At 40.0% G+C, this 18,138-nt stretch carries 18 protein-coding genes and 2 tRNA genes; 11 read left to right on the plus strand and 9 right to left on the minus strand.

The genetic code is table 11. The annotated features are described in order from the left end of the window. Nucleotides 1-82: 82 nt before the first annotated feature. Together DXA54_RS01155 and DXA54_RS01160 are read right to left on the minus strand one after the other, a co-directional pair. Nucleotides 83-532 carry a DoxX family protein gene (locus DXA54_RS01155; protein ID WP_004295892.1) on the minus strand — a complete coding sequence of 150 codons (450 nt, stop codon included), beginning with the start codon at nucleotides 530-532 and terminating at the stop codon, nucleotides 83-85. Between the two features lie 90 nt (nucleotides 533-622). Next, entirely contained in the window at nucleotides 623-1,057 is a 435-nt protein-coding gene (locus tag DXA54_RS01160; protein WP_008647909.1) for a copper resistance protein NlpE, read from the minus strand. Between the two features lie 144 nt (nucleotides 1,058-1,201). Here DXA54_RS01160 and DXA54_RS01165 point away from each other — a divergent pair, with 144 nt between their 5' ends. Further along, complete coding sequence (locus DXA54_RS01165; RefSeq protein WP_004295894.1) at nucleotides 1,202-1,450, plus strand: DUF6965 family protein; 249 nt, start codon at nucleotides 1,202-1,204, stop codon at nucleotides 1,448-1,450. Nucleotides 1,451-1,562: 112 nt separating this feature from the next. Here the strand turns inward: DXA54_RS01165 and DXA54_RS01170 are convergent, their stop codons facing one another. Then, entirely contained in the window at nucleotides 1,563-1,985 is a 423-nt protein-coding gene (locus tag DXA54_RS01170; RefSeq protein WP_004295895.1) for a BT0820 family HAD-type phosphatase, read from the minus strand. Between the two features lie 96 nt (nucleotides 1,986-2,081). Between DXA54_RS01170 and DXA54_RS01175 the strand changes: the two genes are divergently transcribed. The 4 genes from DXA54_RS01175 (at nucleotide 2,082) to DXA54_RS01190 (ending at nucleotide 4,623) form a co-directional block, all read left to right on the plus strand. Then, nucleotides 2,082-3,470 (plus strand): peptide MFS transporter, encoded by a 1,389-nt coding sequence (locus DXA54_RS01175; RefSeq protein WP_004295896.1) that lies wholly within the window; start codon nucleotides 2,082-2,084, stop codon nucleotides 3,468-3,470. An 82-nt stretch (nucleotides 3,471-3,552) separates the two neighbouring features. Continuing rightward, nucleotides 3,553-4,356 carry an MBL fold metallo-hydrolase gene (locus DXA54_RS01180; RefSeq protein WP_004295897.1) on the plus strand — a complete coding sequence of 268 codons (804 nt, stop codon included), beginning with the start codon at nucleotides 3,553-3,555 and terminating at the stop codon, nucleotides 4,354-4,356. An 89-nt stretch (nucleotides 4,357-4,445) separates the two neighbouring features. Then, nucleotides 4,446-4,518: transfer RNA gene (locus tag DXA54_RS01185), tRNA-Lys, on the plus strand. Nucleotides 4,519-4,550: 32 nt separating this feature from the next. Then, nucleotides 4,551-4,623 (plus strand) — tRNA-Lys (locus DXA54_RS01190). Nucleotides 4,624-4,774: 151 nt separating this feature from the next. Here DXA54_RS01190 and uxaC read toward each other — a convergent pair. After that, on the minus strand, nucleotides 4,775-6,181 hold the full coding sequence (gene uxaC, locus DXA54_RS01195; RefSeq protein ID WP_004295898.1) for a glucuronate isomerase: 1,407 nt from the start codon (nucleotides 6,179-6,181) through the stop codon (nucleotides 4,775-4,777). Nucleotides 6,182-6,379: 198 nt separating this feature from the next. Here uxaC and DXA54_RS01200 point away from each other — a divergent pair, with 198 nt between their 5' ends. Together DXA54_RS01200 and DXA54_RS01205 are read left to right on the plus strand one after the other, a co-directional pair. After that, entirely contained in the window at nucleotides 6,380-7,447 is a 1,068-nt protein-coding gene (locus tag DXA54_RS01200) for a substrate-binding domain-containing protein (protein WP_004303151.1), read from the plus strand. 26 nt (nucleotides 7,448-7,473) lie between these two features. Next, nucleotides 7,474-8,913 carry a tagaturonate reductase gene (locus DXA54_RS01205; RefSeq protein WP_004295900.1) on the plus strand — a complete coding sequence of 480 codons (1,440 nt, stop codon included), beginning with the start codon at nucleotides 7,474-7,476 and terminating at the stop codon, nucleotides 8,911-8,913. A 75-nt stretch (nucleotides 8,914-8,988) separates the two neighbouring features. On the opposite strand, the gene DXA54_RS01210 is transcribed toward DXA54_RS01205, so the two are convergent. Next, nucleotides 8,989-9,522: an FHA domain-containing protein gene (locus tag DXA54_RS01210; RefSeq protein ID WP_004295901.1), complete on the minus strand. Its 534-nt coding sequence runs from the start codon at nucleotides 9,520-9,522 to the stop codon at nucleotides 8,989-8,991. 18 nt (nucleotides 9,523-9,540) lie between these two features. Then, nucleotides 9,541-10,626 carry an SPOR domain-containing protein gene (locus tag DXA54_RS01215; protein WP_008647674.1) on the minus strand — a complete coding sequence of 362 codons (1,086 nt, stop codon included), beginning with the start codon at nucleotides 10,624-10,626 and terminating at the stop codon, nucleotides 9,541-9,543. A 90-nt stretch (nucleotides 10,627-10,716) separates the two neighbouring features. Here DXA54_RS01215 and rfbC point away from each other — a divergent pair, with 90 nt between their 5' ends. The 3 genes from rfbC to DXA54_RS01230 are packed head-to-tail and all read left to right on the plus strand — an operon-like array spanning nucleotide 10,717 to nucleotide 13,439. Further along, nucleotides 10,717-11,265 (plus strand): dTDP-4-dehydrorhamnose 3,5-epimerase, encoded by a 549-nt coding sequence (gene rfbC, locus DXA54_RS01220; RefSeq protein ID WP_004315343.1) that lies wholly within the window; start codon nucleotides 10,717-10,719, stop codon nucleotides 11,263-11,265. 26 nt (nucleotides 11,266-11,291) lie between these two features. Next, nucleotides 11,292-12,605, plus strand: coding sequence for a UDP-glucose dehydrogenase family protein (locus tag DXA54_RS01225; protein ID WP_008647671.1), 1,314 nt, complete (start codon nucleotides 11,292-11,294; stop codon nucleotides 12,603-12,605). Nucleotides 12,606-12,641: 36 nt separating this feature from the next. Then, a complete protein-coding gene (locus tag DXA54_RS01230; protein ID WP_008647664.1) occupies nucleotides 12,642-13,439 on the plus strand; it encodes a DUF4738 domain-containing protein in 798 nt (265 codons plus the stop codon). 51 nt (nucleotides 13,440-13,490) lie between these two features. Here DXA54_RS01230 and DXA54_RS01235 read toward each other — a convergent pair whose 3' ends face one another. Both DXA54_RS01235 and serB read right to left on the minus strand, forming a co-directional pair. Beyond that, nucleotides 13,491-14,759, minus strand: a complete 1,269-nt coding sequence (locus tag DXA54_RS01235) for a DEAD/DEAH box helicase (protein WP_004295906.1) — start codon at nucleotides 14,757-14,759, stop codon at nucleotides 13,491-13,493. A gap of 46 nt (nucleotides 14,760-14,805) precedes the next feature. Continuing rightward, nucleotides 14,806-16,035, minus strand: coding sequence for a phosphoserine phosphatase SerB (serB, locus tag DXA54_RS01240; RefSeq protein ID WP_004311666.1), 1,230 nt, complete (start codon nucleotides 16,033-16,035; stop codon nucleotides 14,806-14,808). Between the two features lie 267 nt (nucleotides 16,036-16,302). Between serB and DXA54_RS01250 the strand changes: the two genes are divergently transcribed. Next, nucleotides 16,303-16,806: a thioredoxin-like domain-containing protein gene (locus DXA54_RS01250; RefSeq protein ID WP_004295908.1), complete on the plus strand. Its 504-nt coding sequence runs from the start codon at nucleotides 16,303-16,305 to the stop codon at nucleotides 16,804-16,806. Between the two features lie 232 nt (nucleotides 16,807-17,038). On the opposite strand, the gene DXA54_RS01255 is transcribed toward DXA54_RS01250, so the two are convergent. Next, on the minus strand, nucleotides 17,039-18,136 hold the full coding sequence (locus tag DXA54_RS01255) for an LptF/LptG family permease (RefSeq protein WP_004311664.1): 1,098 nt from the start codon (nucleotides 18,134-18,136) through the stop codon (nucleotides 17,039-17,041). Nucleotides 18,137-18,138: the final 2 nt, after the last annotated feature.

Here is an 18,138-nt window from a genome sequence, read left to right on the forward strand (position 1 = left end):
TTTGATTAATAAAAAATATTGATAATTTCTCTCTTATGTGTATGCAAATATAATATTTTTTAATTAATCGGGGCTATTATTTCTAATTTTTGTATACTCTTGACTTCCGCCGTGACAATTCGTTTCCTATGATATGGTCTATTGAAAATTTACCGGGACCGGCAATATACATCAATATAAATACAACTAAATAGATGAAAGCTAGCTCTTTAACCGCAAATACGTCATTAGCATGAACAACAAAGAAGGCTACTATCATTGTGAAAATCATCGGGATCATTGCCAAGCGATACAGGAATCCGATGATAAATGCCATCGAACATACGAGTTCGCCAAAAATTGCTAATCCGAGAGATAGGGGACTTCCTATTCCAAGCGGATCAGGAAATACTGCTGACATCTCCTGGAAGTTACTCCATTTCTGGATACCGTGGTTCATTAATAATATACCGAAGATGATCCGGACAGCCAATAGCAACAAAGATACTTTCGTTGTATTCGATTTTGTGGGAAATAAAAAACTATAAATCATAAGTTGTTCTATTTTTAAGTTTATATCTATTTATATAAACATAAAAAATATTGAATTTGTTCTCTATTGATAGCAAAATTTGTTTGGACCTTATTTCTTATTTAAAACATAATGGTCTGCAAGTTCTCCGGTTATTTCTTGTTTATCCATTGTTAGTTTGCGTAAATGATTTTCTTCTACTTTATAATAAGAAAGTTCTCCGCCTTCTTCATTAAGAGTCAATAGGTTGTCTTTTAAAGTATATGTACCTTTTTCGTCAAATGAGCTGTCTCTATCGATATATACGGAATGGAGGCTGAATGTTTTGTCCGGATTTAATGTCAGGGTTGTTTCAATACCCGGACAATCGGCAGCGGGGAAAACTCCTTTATAAGTTCCTTCGTAATCAAGTGAATTTTCCGCATTATGGATATCGGTTACTTCGATTGAAGTACTGTCTGCACCGGCACTCTTGTTTGTTTTCGCGCTATTGTTGCATGCTGCCAAAAGAGCACATGAACATACTAAAATGAAAATTTTCTTCATTATTATTGTTTCTATTAGTTAGCCTAATTGAGTATATTGGACGTAAAGGTATAAATTTAAAATGGAATCTTTATAGTAAAAAGAAACGAACAACTTTATTTATGAATAAATAAACTTTGTATCTTTGCGGAAAATTCTAAAGATATGGCACAACATACTTATGACAATGAAGCTGTTCAGGAATTATTGAACTGGGCAAAAAAGATGATTGAGACAAAGAATTATCCAACAGAAAGATATCAGGTCAATAAATGTACTACCATTATTGATGGTAAATCGTATTTGGAGTCTTTGATTGCAATGATTTCCAGAAACTGGGAGAATCCGACTTTTCATCCCACTATTGAGCAATTATGGGAGTTTAGGGAAAAGTGGGAAAATAAAGAAGCGTAGCAAATTGCGATTCAATGTTGAATGATAAATCATTTATGAATATAGAAATGCACTCTTATCTGACATGATTAGAGTGCATTTCTATTTTATTAGTTTGATATTTATCAGCTTCCTAAAAAGGCAGCCATCTTTTCTTCTTTTTCAGGGATGTTTTTTCTTCTTCTCCGTTTTGGCTATAGATATCTGCAAACGTCTTTTTCTCTTTAATCATTTCGTAAATGACTCCCCAGTCTGGTAAACCACCCAGATTTCGATCGTCAATGAACATGTCGGCTTTCAACTTTCGAGAGAATCCCTGATGGCCTTTCTGCTCTTCAGGATAATCCTTATTAACGGCATAAAATTCTAAACCTCTGGCTTTACACCATTCGACAGCTTCGTCCAGAAGTGCTCCTTCACGCACACTCCACAGTATTAAACGATGCTTTTCTTGTTGCAATAACTTCAATGTGTCAACAGCGAATGGAATCTCTTCACCAATGCGTGGATAACGATGTTCTACAATCGTTCCGTCAAAATCAACAGCTATAATCATAGTTTTTAATTACCTAATTTGGAACAAAGATACGGACAGTAAGCCAAAAAAACGTATCTTTGTCTCAAATTAACATTTTAATAAAAATATAAATATATGAACAATTCCCCTCAGCGTGCTGCTAAAGGCTTTACGAGAGCATTTTGGGTCAGCAACACAGTCGAACTGTTTGAGCGTATGGCATATTATGCCGTTTTTATCGTTCTCACTATTTATCTATCTTCCATTTTAGGTTTTAATGATTTCGAAGCAAGTATGATTTCCGGGCTTTTTTCCGGTGGATTGTATCTGCTTCCTATTTTTTCCGGTGCTTATGCTGACAAGATCGGTTTCCGGAAATCAATGATTATAGCATTTTCCTTATTATCCATCGGATATTTAGGGTTGGGTGTACTGCCCACTTTACTGGAAGCTGCCGGTTTGGTTAGTTATGGTGCCACTACTCAATTTAATGGTTTGCCTGATAGCTATACCCGGTGGATCATCGTGCCGGTTTTGTTTGTACTTATGGTGGGAGGTTCTTTCATTAAGTCCATTATCTCCGCTTCTGTGGCTAAAGAAACAACGGAAGCAACCCGTGCCCGTGGTTATTCCATATTTTATATGATGGTAAATGTGGGTGCTTTCACCGGTAAAACGATTATCGATCCTTTGCGTAATGTCATTGGTGAACAAGCGTATATCTATATTAATTATTTCTCCGGTGCGATGACAATAGTTGCTTTACTTGCTGTTATTCTTCTTTATAAATCGACGCATACGGCAGGTGAAGGAAAAAGTCTCCATGAGATTGGACAGGGATTTATGCGAATCATCACAAACTGGCGTTTATTGATTCTTATTTTGATTGTTACTGGTTTCTGGATGGTGCAGCAGCAGCTTTATGCCACTATGCCTAAATATGTGATTCGTATGGCTGGCGAGACGGCAAAACCGGGTTGGATTGCCAATGTGAATCCGTTTGTGGTGGTTTGCTGCGTTAGTTTTATCACCCGTTTGATGGCCAAACGCAGTGCGATTACTTCGATGAATGTGGGAATGTTTTTGATTCCTATTTCGGCATTACTGATGGCATGTGGAAATTTGTTGGGTAATGATCTTATTACAGGTATGAGCAATATTACTCTGATGATGATTGCGGGTATAGTTGTGCAGGCGCTTGCCGAATGTTTCATTTCACCGCGTTATCTGGAATATTTCTCTTTACAGGCTCCTAAAGGAGAAGAAGGAATGTATTTAGGATTCAGTCATTTGCATTCATTCCTTTCTTCCATTTTCGGTTTTGGTCTGGCGGGAATTCTGCTCACTAAATATTGTCCGGATCCGGCTTTGTTCGAGACGCGGGAAGCATGGGAGGCAGCTAGTGGAAATGCCCATTATATATGGTATTACTTTGCTGCTATAGGCCTGATTGCCGCTGTAGCGCTACTCTTATTTGCAAAAATCACCGAATCCATCGACAAAAAGAAGGAGGCTTCTCGGTAATTCTCTGCTTTTTTATGTATATTTGCCGTCACTTTGCTGTAAAAGTTGACGGCATTTTGCATTTTAATAAAGAGGATAAAACATGAAAGTAAAATTTATAAGCCTGGCGAGTGGCAGTAGCGGGAACTGTTATTATCTGGGCACTGAAACCTATGGAATACTGATAGATGCCGGAATCGGCATACGTACTATCAAAAAATCACTGAAAGATTATAATATCTTGATGGATAGTATTCGTGCGGTATTTATAACGCACGATCATGCTGACCATATTAAAGCAGTAGGTAATCTGGGAGAAAAAATGAATATTCCTGTTTATACAACCGCACGTATTCATGCTGGAATTAATCGTAGCTATTGTATGACGGAGAAACTTAGCTCGTCAGTTCGTTATCTGGAAAAGCAAGAGCCTATGACGCTGGAAGATTTTCACATCGAATCTTTTGAAGTGCCACACGATGGAACGGACAATGTGGGGTATTGCATTGAAATTGATGGCAAAGTCTTTTCTTTCTTAACCGACCTTGGAGAGATTACTCCTACAGCTGCTCATTATATCAGTAAAGCCCATTATTTGATACTTGAAGCCAACTACGATGAGGAAATGCTCAAAATGGGGCCTTATCCTCAATATCTGAAAGAACGGATTGCAAGTAAAACCGGACACATGAGTAACTCTGATACTGCAGAGTTTCTGGCGGAAAATATCACTGAACATTTGCGATATATCTGGTTATGCCATTTAAGTAAAGACAATAATCACCCGGAGCTGGCTTATAAAACGGTGGAATGGAAATTAAAGAACAAAGGTGTTATTGTAGGCAAAGATGTGCAACTACTTGCTTTAAAGCGAAATACGCCTTCCGAGCTTTATGTGTTCGAATAAAGACGAAAAAAAGATAGTAAAAAAGCTGCATGATTGTTTGGTCAAATAAAATAAAAGACCTACTTTTGCAACCGCAAACGAGGAATTAAGCACTCTTAGCTCAGTTGGTAGAGCAACTGACTCTTAATCAGTGGGTCCAGGGTTCGAATCCCTGAGGGTGTACAAATTCAACGTTGCAATAAAAATAAAATGTTGCACTCTTAGCTCAGCTGGTAGAGCAATTGACTCTTAATCAATGGGTCCAGGGTTCGAGTCCCTGAGGGTGTACAAAGATTATTAAAAGGAGAACTTAAAAGGTTCTCCTTTTTTGTTAAGAGTCTTTGTTGTTACAGTTCAGCTATAGGAATAAAAAATACCGCTACTCAAAGCTATATTCGACTTTGGTAGCGGTATTTTTTTATAGTGTAACTACTATCTATTAGAACTTGAAGAAGTTCTTGGCATTGTTGTAGCTGATATCTTCAATCATTTGGTTTACACGCTCCATTTCAGATACCGGAATTTCTCCGTTTTCTACGTCACGTCCTACCAGATTACACAATGTACGGCGGAAATATTCATGACGCGGGTAGGATAGGAATGAACGAGAGTCGGTCAACATACCTACGAAGCGGCTCAAAAGACCAAGTACTGACAAAGCATTCATTTGTTTTTCCATACCATCCTTTTGATCGAGGAACCACCATCCGGAACCAAATTGGATTTTTCCCGGGATAGAACCATCCTGGAAGTTACCCAGCATTGTTGCAATCACTTCGTTGGCGCATGGGTTCAAGTTGTAGAGGATTGTTTTAGTCAATTTGCCATTAGTGTTCAGGCGATCAAGGAATTTAGCCATTGCTTTGGCGGTTGTAAATTCACCGATAGAATCGAAACCTGTATCAGCACCCAGTAATTTAAACATCTTCGTGTTATTGTTACGAATAGCGCCGTAATGGAATTGTTGAGTCCATCCTTTTTCCCAGTCCATTTCACCGAAGATCACAAGCATTGCCGATTTGAATTTCAGAATTTCTTCCTTGGTCAATTCTGCGCCACCATATACTTTATTAAAAATAGCTTTGATTTCAGCATCTGTATAATCTTCTGCGTAGAATTCTTCAATACCATGGTCAGACAGACGGCAGCCTTGTTCTGCGAAGAAGTCATGACGTTTGCGCAAAGCAGCGATCATATCATCAAAGTTGGAGATGATAACACCACTTACCTCTGCCAGTTTTTCTACATAACTGCGGAAATCTGCAGGGACTTCTACAGCCATAGCCTTATCAGGACGCCATGTTGGTAACATCTTGATTTCAAATCCGCTTTCGCGTGTTTTGATATGATATTCCAATGAATCGATAGGATCATCCGTTGTGCAAACGGCTTCTACATGATAACGACGCATCATTCCACGAGCTGAATATTCGGGTTGAGACAGTTTCTCATTACATTCATCGTAAATTTCACGTGCGGTTTGTGGATTCAATATTTTATTGATACCAAATGCCGTTTTCAGTTCAAGGTGAGTCCAGTGGTACAATGGGTTGCGGAAAGTGTAAGGTACTGTTTCCGCCCATTTTTCAAATTTTTCCCAGTCTGTGGTATCTTTTCCCGTACAGAAACGTTCGTCTACACCGTTTGTACGCATTGCACGCCATTTGTAGTGGTCACCGCCCAACCAGATTTCAGTCAGTGATTTAAACTTGTAGTCGTCAGCTACCATTTGAGGGATAAGGTGACAGTGATAGTCGATGATCGGCATTTTAGCCGCATGCTCGTGATACAACTTTTGCGCAGTTTCTGTTTGCAGCAAGAAGTTTTCGTCCATGAAGTTCTTCATTATTACTGTGTTTTAAGTATATAAAATTATTACTTTCTATATTTATACCTATATAGTATTGATTTTAAAGCTAATAGGCGTAAATCTTGTTTTAGTTTTATTAACCGTTATCGAACACAAAAATAGAAAATTTACTTGGAGTAACAAAATAATTCGTATATTTGCAGCGATTATTTATAATATTTAAGTTTTAGCACTATGGAGGACCAGAACTATACCATTAAAGACATTGCCCGTATGGCCGGTGTTTCCGCCGGAACGGTTGACAGGGTGTTGCACAATCGCGGTGACGTGTCTCCCAAAAGCAAAGCCAAAGTACAAAAGGTGTTGGATGAGATTCATTATCAGCCCAATGTGTTTGCTATCGGTTTGGCCGCTAAAAAGAAATATTCTTTCCTCTGTTTGATACCTTATTATATAGAGCATGATTATTGGCATTCGGTAGTAGGGGGGATTGAGCGTGCCCGGCAAGAATTACGTCCTTTTAATGTGAGTATAGATTATTTGTGCTATCACCATGGGGATGAGAAGAGTTATCAGGAAGCCTGCCTTTCTATAAAAGAAAAGAATGTGGATGCGGTATTGATTTCTCCGAATTTTCGGGAAGAGACACTGGCGCTGACAGCCTATTTACAGGAAAATAAGATTGCTTATGCTTTTGTCGATTTCAATATGGAAGAAGCGAAAGCGTTGACGTATATCGGGCAGGATTCATATAAGAGCGGATATATCGCAGCGAAAATATTGATGCGCAATTATTCGGCAGGAGAAGGCCAGGAGTTGGTTTTGTTTTTAAGTAACAATAAAGATAATCCGGCTGAAATACAGATGCAACGCCGTTTGGATGGTTTTATGAGTTACATTGCCGAAGAATATAATAACTTGGTAATCCATGAGGTAGTACTTAATAAATCCGATCAGGAAAGTAACCAACAGACATTGGATGAGTTTTTTCAGGCGCATCCGAAGGCTTTACTGGGAGTTGTATTTAATTCCAGAGTGTATCAGTTGGGAGAGTATCTTCGTCATGCGGGACGTAGCATGAAAGGACTGATAGGATATGACCTTCTGAAAGCAAACGTAGATTTATTAAAATCCGGTGATGTGCATTATTTAATCGGGCAACGTCCGGGTTTGCAAGGATATTGTGGGGTGAAGGCGTTGTGCGACCATGTCGTGTTTAAGAAGTCTGTTGAACCTGTAAAATACATGCCTATTGATATCCTGATAAAGGAAAACATTGATTTTTATTTTGAATTTGTATAATATCAACTTTATAAATTACAACTAACATGAAAGCATTAAACAAAGAAACTGCTCCTAAAACACAACGTCCGGAGCGTATTATCCAATTTGGCGAAGGTAACTTTTTGCGTGCATTTGTAGATTGGATTATTTATAACATGAACCAGAAAGCTGATTTCAACAGCAGTGTAGTAGTGGTTCAACCGATTGATAAAGGTATGGTCGATATGCTGAATGCACAGGATGATCTTTATCATGTAAACCTTCAAGGATTGGATAAAGGAGAGGCTGTTAACAGCTTGACAATGATTGATGTAATCAGCCGCGCTTTAAACCCATATACTCAAAATGACGAGTTTATGAAGTTGGCAGAGCAACCTGAAATGCGTTTTGTTATTTCAAACACTACAGAGGCTGGTATTGCTTTTGATCCGGCTTGTAAACTTGAGGATGCTCCTGCTTCATCTTATCCGGGTAAGCTGACTCAATTACTCTATCATCGTTTTAAAACATTCAATGGTGATAAGACAAAAGGTTTGATTATTTTCCCTTGTGAGCTTATTTTCCTGAATGGTCATAAGTTGAAAGAAACAATTTATCAATATATTGAATTGTGGAACCTGGGGAATGAGTTTAAAACTTGGTTTGAAGAAGCTTGTGGTGTATATGCAACATTGGTAGACCGTATTGTTCCGGGATTCCCGCGCAAGGATATTGCTGCTATCAAAGAAAAACTGCAATATGATGATAATCTGGTTGTTCAGGCTGAAGTTTTCCATTTGTGGGTTATTGAAGCTCCGCAGGAAGTTGCAAAAGAGTTCCCGGCTGACAAGGCAGGCTTGAATGTATTGTTTGTACCGTCAGAAGCTCCTTATCACGAACGTAAGGTTACTTTGTTGAATGGCCCGCATACAGTTCTTTCTCCGGTTGCTTATCTCTCGGGAGTGAATATTGTGCGTGATGCTTGCCAGCACGAAGTGATTGGTAAATATATCCACAAGGTAATGTTTGACGAACTGATGGAAACTTTGAACTTGCCGAAGGATGAGTTGGAGAAATTTGCAAATGATGTATTGGAACGCTTCAACAATCCGTTCGTGGATCATGCAGTAACCAGTATCATGCTGAATTCTTTCCCTAAATACGAAACTCGTGATTTGCCGGGATTGAAGACTTATCTGGAACGTAAAGGTGAACTTCCTAAAGGACTGGTGCTTGGATTAGCTGCTATCATTACTTATTATAAAGGTGGTGTACGTGCTGATGGTGCTGAAATTGTTCCGAATGATGCTCCTGAAATCATGAACCTGCTGAAAGAACTTTGGGCAACAGGTTGCACAAAGAAAGTTGCCGAAGGTGTTCTGGCTGCAGATTTTATCTGGGGAGAAGATTTGAATAAGATTCCGGGATTGACAGAAGCCGTAAAAGCTGATTTGGATTCTATCCAGGAAAAAGGAATGCTTGAGACCGTTAAAGGTATTCTGTAATTAGAAGACTAAATAAAAAAATAGCGCCACTTGTTCAGAGAACAGTGGCGCTATTTTTTATTATCAGATTATTTATTATTCTTGTTCAGCCGTATGCAAAATAAATGTAGTAGCTCCAATTGTTACAATAGCGCCATCTTCAATGCGTACACGGTCTTTATCTCCCAGAATTTCATTCATAAGGAAAGTACCTGTGAGACTAGGAGCATCTCGTAATGTGTAGACTAGCTTTCCTTGCTTATTACGCTTTATATTAATGATGCAATGGCGTCGATCCATGCTCATATCACCGCTTTCAATGGGAGTATTAATGTTTGTTCCTACGCAACGGCGGCCTATGACATTGTCACCTTCCTGCAAGGGAAGTAACTGTTTAAAACCAAATACATTTTCGATTACAGTGATATATCCGAACTCTTCTTTATGAGATTCAGCTTCTTCTTCCAGGTTTTCTTCCTTTCTAAGAGCCTTAACTTTACTTTTTCCTAACCGGATACTGAATTGCTTGCCACAATGTTCGCATTCAAATACCAGTGATTGGCCTTCACTATACTTGGTTTCATCAAAATAAAGATAATTCTCACATTTAGGACAAAGAACTCGTTTCATGCTTTTTAAAAGGGATTTTTATTTAGCCAGTAACCAGGCATTCTTATAAGTTTCGTTTTTTCTTAGCTCAAGTAATTGCTTGGTTGCTTCATCACGGTTGTTAAATGAACTGATACTGACACGTACTTTACCATCAGTGTTCAGAGCTTTTGCATCTGCAAATCCTTTTGATTTTAATTGGTTCGCAATAACTTCTGCATCTTTCAGGCTGATTCCTCCTGCCACAATGATATGAAAAGGATGATTTGCACTTTCTTGAGATTTCACCGCAGGAGCAGGAGTCGCTGTTTCCTGTTTTACCACTTTCACTTCTCTTACTGCGATCGGTTTGGAAGTCTTGGCTTTATCCGTTGTATGCTTTTTAGCAGATGAAGTTTTGGTTGAAGCAGAAGAAGCAGAAAGCTTCTTTGCTTGTTGCGCAGCATCGTTCTTAACATAAACAGGAGTTACTGCAACCGATTGCTTTTCTATTTGCTCAAAAAGCTCGCTGGGCAATAACTGTGCATAATTGTTCTTTTGAACGTCAGTATTCTCTACCGGAGTTGAAAAGGCAAAGAACAGTACGATGGCAGCAATCATTGCTGCAGCATTGCGGAGATACGCGCGGTTGATACTAATTTCAAAAGTCTTCTTTTCCTTTTCCTGATAAGTCGGTACCAATACTTTTTCTTTCTGCTGCAGAGCCGAAAGTTCATGTATTTCAAAAGAGTCGAGACCATATAATGAAGGAGTTGTTATCTTATAATCATAAGGAACGAACTCGTAGTTGCCATAAATGTTATAATGAATCTCGCCTATATTATCCAGATGGGCTTTCCCTTCCTCATGAAGGAGACCGATAAATTCGTTTACTTCTTTTTCTACTATACGGCTGGCGTCAGCAAAACTTGTGTCGTATGCTGACATATAAGATTGCACCAGTACGCCGTCATTCAGTTTTAATTGAGGATTAAAACCGATTGTACGGGTAGGAGGTAAAAATATATTTTCTTCCTTTACGCGGGTTGCGGGCGAATAATGCGCTACAAAACCACCAAATCCCGGAACAATGACGCAGTCGTTTTCCAGTAGTAAAGTCTCTATATGTTGTGCCAATTCAATCATGTCTGCAAAATTAAGAGATAAATTGAATATATCCCAGAAAACTTCGAAAAATTCACTACTTTTGCATCGTTTTATTTATCACTATCAATAATGAACTATATACAGACGGAAATAGACGGAGTATGGCTGATAGAGCCTAAAGTTTTCTCCGATGAACGGGGCTATTTTATGGAAGCCTATAAGAAAGAAGAGTTTGATGCCAATATTGGTCCCGTAGATTTTATACAGGACAACGAGTCGAAATCATCTTTTGGTGTATTGCGTGGATTGCACTATCAGAAAGGAGAATACAGTCAGGCGAAACTGGTTCGTGTTCTTAAAGGAAAAGTGCTGGACGTTGCCGTTGATTTGCGTAAATCATCGCCTACGTTTGGAAAGCACGTCTGCGTGTTGCTTAGTGAGGAAAACAAGAGACAATTTTTCATTCCCCGTGGTTTTGCTCATGGCTTTGCAGTCTTGAGCGAAGAAGCCGTTTTTACGTATAAGGTAGATAACAAGTATGCTCCGCAGGCAGAAGCTTCTATTTTGTATAATGATGAAACGTTGGGGATCGACTGGCCGTTGGCAGATTCGCAAATGGTATTATCGGCGAAAGACAGAGAGGGAACTGCCTTTAAAGATGCCGCTTATTTTGAATGAATTTCTAAACAAACAATAGATTAAGTATGAAAATTGCAATCGTGGGAACAGGGTATGTGGGGCTGGTATCAGGTACATGCTTTGCCGAAATTGGCGTGAATGTAACGTGCGTAGACACGAATAAGGAGAAAATCGAATCTTTGCAAAAGGGGAATATGCCGATTTATGAGAATGGATTGGAAGAGATGGTGCTCCGTAATATGAAAGCAAAGCGATTGAAGTTTACTACCTCATTGGAAAGTTGTCTGGATGAAGTGGAAGTTATATTCAGTGCGGTTGGAACTCCTCCGGATGAAGATGGCAGCGCTGATTTGAAATACGTATTGGAGGTGGCCCGTACCATTGGTCGCAATATGAAACAGTATAAATTGGTAGTTACCAAAAGTACCGTTCCGGTAGGCACTGCCAGTAAGGTTCGTGCGGTTATTCAGGAAGAACTGGATAAGAGAGGCGTGACGGTTGATTTTGATGTGGCTTCTAATCCGGAATTCCTTAAAGAAGGAAATGCTATCAGTGACTTTATGAGCCCGGACCGCGTGGTAGTGGGAGTGGAGTCGGCACGTGCGGAGAAATTGATGTCCAAACTATATAAACCATTCTTATTGAATAATTTCCGTGTGATTTTCATGGATATTCCGTCTGCGGAAATGACTAAATATGCGGCAAATTCGATGCTGGCAACCCGTATAAGCTTTATGAATGATATTGCAAACTTGTGCGAGATTGTTGGTGCGGATGTGAATATGGTGCGTAGTGGGATCGGTTCGGATACTCGTATCGGACGTAAGTTTCTGTACCCGGGTATCGGATATGGTGGTTCCTGCTTCCCCAAAGATGTGAAGGCATTGATTAAAACAGCAGAACAGAATGGTTATACCATGCGGGTACTTACGGCTGTGGAAGAAGTGAATGAGAACCAAAAAAGTGTCTTGTTCGAAAAGTTAATGAAACAGTTTAATGGTGATTTGCAGGGTAAGACTGTTGCTTTGTGGGGATTGGCATTTAAACCGGAAACGGATGATATGCGTGAGGCTCCGGCATTAGTCCTGATCGATAAATTGCTGAAAGCAGGTTGTAAAGTACGCGCATACGATCCGGCTGCCGTGCAAGAATGTAAGCGCAGGATTGGTGATACTATCTATTATGCTTGCGATATGTATGATGCCGTACTGGATGCTGATGTGTTGATGCTGGTTACCGAATGGAAAGAATTCCGTCTGCCTTCATGGGCCGTTATCAAGAAAACGATGTCCCGGCAGATTGTGTTGGACGGACGTAATATATATGATAAAAAAGAGATGGAAGAACTCGGATTTATTTATCACTGTATTGGTAAATAAAAAAATAAGAGTATCTTTATATAAAAACTAAAATAGATGATGAAAAATGTGGCTGTATCGTTAATGGCAATCTTTTTCGCGGCATGTAGCGGCAATAAGAGTCCCCATTCTCTTCAACAAGAGAAAGAGGATCTTAGTGCAAAAGGGCTACTGCAGGGAATTTGGCTGGACGATGAAACGGAGAGCCCGTTGATGCGTGTAGAAGGAGATACTATCTACTATGCAGATGTACAAAGTACTCCCATTGCATTTAAAATAATACGGGATACTCTTTATACTTATGGAAATGATACTACTTATTACAAGATTGATAAGCAGGCAGAACATATATTCTGGTTTCATTCCATAACGGATGATGTGATTAAGTTGCATAAATCCGAAGATGCCAATGATTCAATCTATTTTGTCCGTCAGGAATTAGTAATTCCGGCATATACGGAAGTAACCAAACGCGATAGTGTAGTGAGCTATAATGGCACTCGTTATCGCGCATACGTATATATTAATCCTTCTAAAATGAGAGTCATCAAGACGACTTATTCCGAAGACGGGATTAGCATGGATAATGTATACTATGATAATGTGATGCACATTTGTGTGTATGAAGGTAAAAAGAGCCTGTTTGCCAGCGATGTTACCAAACAGATGTTTGACAAAGTACTTCCTGTCGATTTTCTGGAGCAATCCATCCTGTCAGATACAAAGTTTATGAAAGTAGACCGGAACGGTTTTCATTATCAAGCTGTCCTGGCCATTCCGGAAACTTCCATATATAGCATTGTAAATATGGAAGTAAGTTTTAAAGGAGATTTGACTATCACTTCATCCAAATAAAAAAGCACCATACATTCAGATCGTATAGTGCCGGATTAAAAAAGCCTTGCTTTAATTTTGTCTGGGGGGAGACGGACGGTTATTTCTCTTTCCTCCGTTATTATTATTCCTTTTTCCCCGGAAATCTTTTCTTTTGTAGTTGCCACCCTTGCCCTTGCTAAAAGAACGTGGCTTGTATTCCGGAGCTTCTCCCAATTCTTCGGGAATAGGAATTTTATAAATCTCTTTTTCCAGGAAGTTCTCAATACTTTTGAAGTTACTTTGTTCTTTCTCGCTGATGAACGTAAGTGCTACACCATCATTGTTGGCACGTGCTGTACGTCCGATACGGTGTACATAGTCTTCGCTGTCGTGAGGCACGTCGAAGTTGATAACCAGGCGGATATCATCGATATCTATACCACGTGCAACGATGTCCGTAGCTACCAATATATTGATTCGTCCGGCTTTAAACTCATGCATAACAGTTTCCCGTTGAGCCTGTTCCAGATCCGAATGCATTTCCCCTACGTTCAGTTTCATGGATTTCAAAGCCTTGGCTACTTCCTTGACCTTGATTTTAGAAGATGCAAAGACAATCACACGTTCCGGAACTTCATCCATAAAAAGACTGCGTATGATTCCCAGCTTTTGATTTTCGTAGCAAACGTATGCCGCCTGAATAATCTTTTCTGCAGGTTTGGAAACTGCGAGCTTTATCTCTGACGGATTATTTAAGATTGTGTTTGCCAATTGCTGAATCTTTGCAGGCATTGTTGCAGAAAACATGATTGTCTGTCGTTCCTTCGGCAGATATTTCGCAATTTGCATGATATCTTCATAGAATCCCATGTCGAGCATCCGGTCCGCTTCATCCAGAATAAAATAAGAAACCTTGGAAAGATCTACATATCCAAGGCTTAAATGGGCGATCAGACGTCCGGGAGTAGCAATAACAACATCAGCTCCTAAAGTGAGTCCTTTTTTCTGTTGTTCGAACAATATTCCATCATTTCCACCGTATACGGCAACACTCGATACCGGCATGAAATAGGAAAACCCTTCCATTTGCTGGTCGATCTGTTGGGCCAATTCCCGGGTAGGAGACATGATGACACAATTAATCGCATCTTCCGGATGTTTACCTTCAGATAATTTATTCAATACAGGCAGTAGAAACGCGGCCGTTTTACCTGTTCCTGTCTGTGCTACTGCGATCAAATCTTTACCCTCAAGTATGATTGGAATTGCCTGCTCCTGTATAGGCGTACATTCGTCAAATCGCATGGCATCAAGCGCCTCAAGCACATTTGCATTTAATTGTAGTTCGGAAAACTTCATTCTTTTATTTAATTTGTCAGCAAAGATAATCTATTTTTTGGTCTAATTACATATTCAAGTAAGAATCTTTGAATCCGAGGAAATAGAGCACTCCATCCAGCCCGATGGTGTTGATCGATTGCTTGGCATTTGCCACCACTTTAGGCTTTGCGTGGAAAGCAATTCCCAGTCCGGCAACCCCTAGCATAGGGAGGTCGTTAGCTCCGTCTCCTACGGCGATGGTCTGTGCAATATCCACCTTTTCCACTTGTGCAATGAGGCGGAGCAGTTCGGCTTTCCGTTTTCCGTCTACTACATCTCCCAGGTAACGTCCGGTCAGTTTGCCGTCGATGATTTCCAGTTCGTTGGCATAGACGTAATCTATACCGTATTTCTTTTGCAGGTATTGGCCGAAATAAGTGAATCCTCCCGAAAGGATGGCGATTTTGTAACCGTACTTCTTCAATACATACATCAGCCGTTCTACGCCCTCCGTGATAGGCAGGCTCTCGGCTATTTCCTGCATGACCGATTCGTCCAGCCCTTTCAATAGTGCTACACGGCGGGTAAAGCTCTCTGTAAAGTCTATTTCTCCACGCATGGCGCTTTCTGTGATGGCCTTTACTTCGTCGCCTACACCGGCACGGATAGCCAGTTCGTCAATCACCTCTGTTTCGATTAATGTAGAGTCCATATCAAAACAGATCAGACGGCGCATACGACGGTACATATTATCCTGTTGGAAAGAAAAATCCATTTCCAGTTCGCTGGCCAACTTCATCAGCTTCTCCTGCATCGCAATGCGATCTTTCGGAGTACCTCTCACTGAAAATTCGATGCAAGCCCTGGTACGTGTATCTGCCTGACATTCATCCAACGGGATACGACCTGTCAGACGTTTGATAGCATCAATATTCATGCCCTGCTCGGCTAATATGCTTGTAGCGGCAGAAATCTGTCGGGCGGAAAGCTTGCGTCCCAGAACCGTCAGGATATAACGGTTTTTCCCTTGCATACCTACCCAGTTTTCATATTGCTCGGTGGTGATAGGTTCAAACCGGATGGTTACTCCCAGAGAAGAAGCCTTGAACAACAGTTCCTTCATAATGAATCCGGAATGTCTTTCTTCACTCTTGAACAGGATACCCAGCGATAATGTATTATGAATATCTGCCTGGCCGATATCAAGAATCGTGGCATCATATTTGGCAAGGATTTCGGTCACGGAAGCAGTCAGTCCCGGGCGATCTTCACCGGTAACTCGAATCAGAATCAATTCAGTATTTGATGGTTGCATAAAAAAATAGACTTTAACTCTGCAAAAGTAGAGAAAAAAGTTCGTTTTTATGCTAAATAACATAAAAAGTTATACCCAAAAAGTGATATTTTTGCTTATTTGCTTGGAAGTTAATTTAATATTTACTTACCTTTGCACCCGGTTTCAAAAATAAAGGCTCTGATAATCAGCGGATTCCTCTTCGCCTGATGCCTGAAAAGACAATGTTTCGGGAAGAAACCACTGTTTAAGGACAGTCCCGGATAGTATTAACTAAAACCGAATTACATGAAGCATGTAAAATGGATTTTTGTTGTATTACTGATTTGTTCCTTGACCGCTTTCGTTGAGAAAGACAAACCTACCGGAGGTTTGAGTGAGGGTGACGTAGCCCCTGATTTTAAAATCGAATCTACGTCAAACGGGCAACCCGCCTTTAAATTGGGAAATTTGAAAGGTAAATATGTGTTGCTAAGTTTTTGGGCAAGTTATGACGCGCAGTCCCGGATGCAAAATGTAAGTTTGAGCAATGCGCTTCGTTCTTCTCATAATGTGGAAATGGTTTCTATTTCATTTGACGAATATCAGTCAATATTTAAGGAAACCGTTCGTAAGGATCAAATAGTTACGCCCACTTGTTTCGTGGAAACAGAAGGCGAGGATTCCGGTTTATTTAAGAAGTACCGTTTAAACCGGGGATTTACTAACTATTTATTGGATGGAAATGGTGTAATTATAGCCAAAAACATCTCTGCTGCAGATCTTTCTGCTTATGTAAAAGAAGTCGGTTAACGATTTTAAGAATGTAAGGAGAAAGAGGGATTTTCCAAATCACCGTCAGGTGAAAACAATGGAGAATAGACAAAAGAGGAAATGGATACAACAAAAAAGTTCCGCCTACTCTTGCTAATGCAAGTGTAGGCGGAACTTCTACTTTTATACTCTTCGTTTATCCGGTGCATCCAAAACCTTGGGGCAATCTATGGATAGAATCCGTGAAGACTGCAGAAGGCTTGCCTACCTTTTATTTAGGTGCCTTCTGGTACAAGAAGAATGCGATACCCGCATAAAGGATATTAGGAATCCAGACTGCAACGGCAGGTGGCACATTTCCGTTCACGGCAAAGGTGGAAGTAATCGTCTGGAACAGGATATAAGAGAAACTTAATCCTAATCCGATACCCAGATGAAGCCCCATACCGCCTTTCGTTTTTCGGGACGAAAGCGATACACCGATGATGGTAAGGATGAAAGAGGCGAACGACATAGCGATTCGTTTGTGATATTCAATCTCAAACTCCTTGATGTTGGCAAATCCTCTTCGTTTCTGTTTGACGATATAATCGCTTAATTCGGGACTGGTCAGCATTTCCTGCTGGTTTTTCATGATAAGAAAGTCGGAAGGTTCCATGTTGATGATAGAGTCTATCCGGTCTCCCTTAGTGATCTTTTCCTTTAAACCATCCAGTTCGCGTACCATATAATCGTGGATCGTCCATTTATGAACGGTGGTGGTATCGTAGGTAATCCGTCGTGCAGTCAAATGTGAAACCAGCTTTTTATCCACAAATTTGTCCAATGAAAAGCGGTTACCGGTTTTCATTGCGTTGTTATAGTTGTCGATATATGCAATCACTCCGCTATCCACTTCCAGCTGCACATTGCTTACCGAGTTTTGTTTCTTTGGTTTGATATACCGGTCTTCAAAATTCAGACGCGTAACACTTCCTTTCGGAATCACATACGAACTTAGTGTGAAAGTGACGAGGGCGATGATAGCGGCAGAAATCATGTAAGGGCGCATCATCCTCTTAAAGCTCATACCGGTGGAGAACATCGCAATAATTTCGGAGTTTTCTGCCAGTTTGGAGGTAAAGAAAATAACAGCAATGAATACGAACAACGGACTGAACAGATTGGAGAAATAGGGGATAAAGTTCATGTAGTATTCAAAGATAATTTTATCCCATGGAGCTTCATGCTCCATTAGTTTGTCCATCTTTTCGTTGAAGTCGAATACCACTGCAATAGAAATGATTAGTGCAATAGCAAATACGTATGTCCCCAAGAACTTCTTGATGATATACCAGTCCAGCCGTTTTATAAATCGATTGCTTTTCATTT

The sequence above is a fragment of the Bacteroides sp. OF03-11BH genome, assembly GCF_003604005.1.
In the GTDB taxonomy this organism is placed as follows: domain Bacteria; phylum Bacteroidota; class Bacteroidia; order Bacteroidales; family Bacteroidaceae; genus Bacteroides; species Bacteroides ovatus.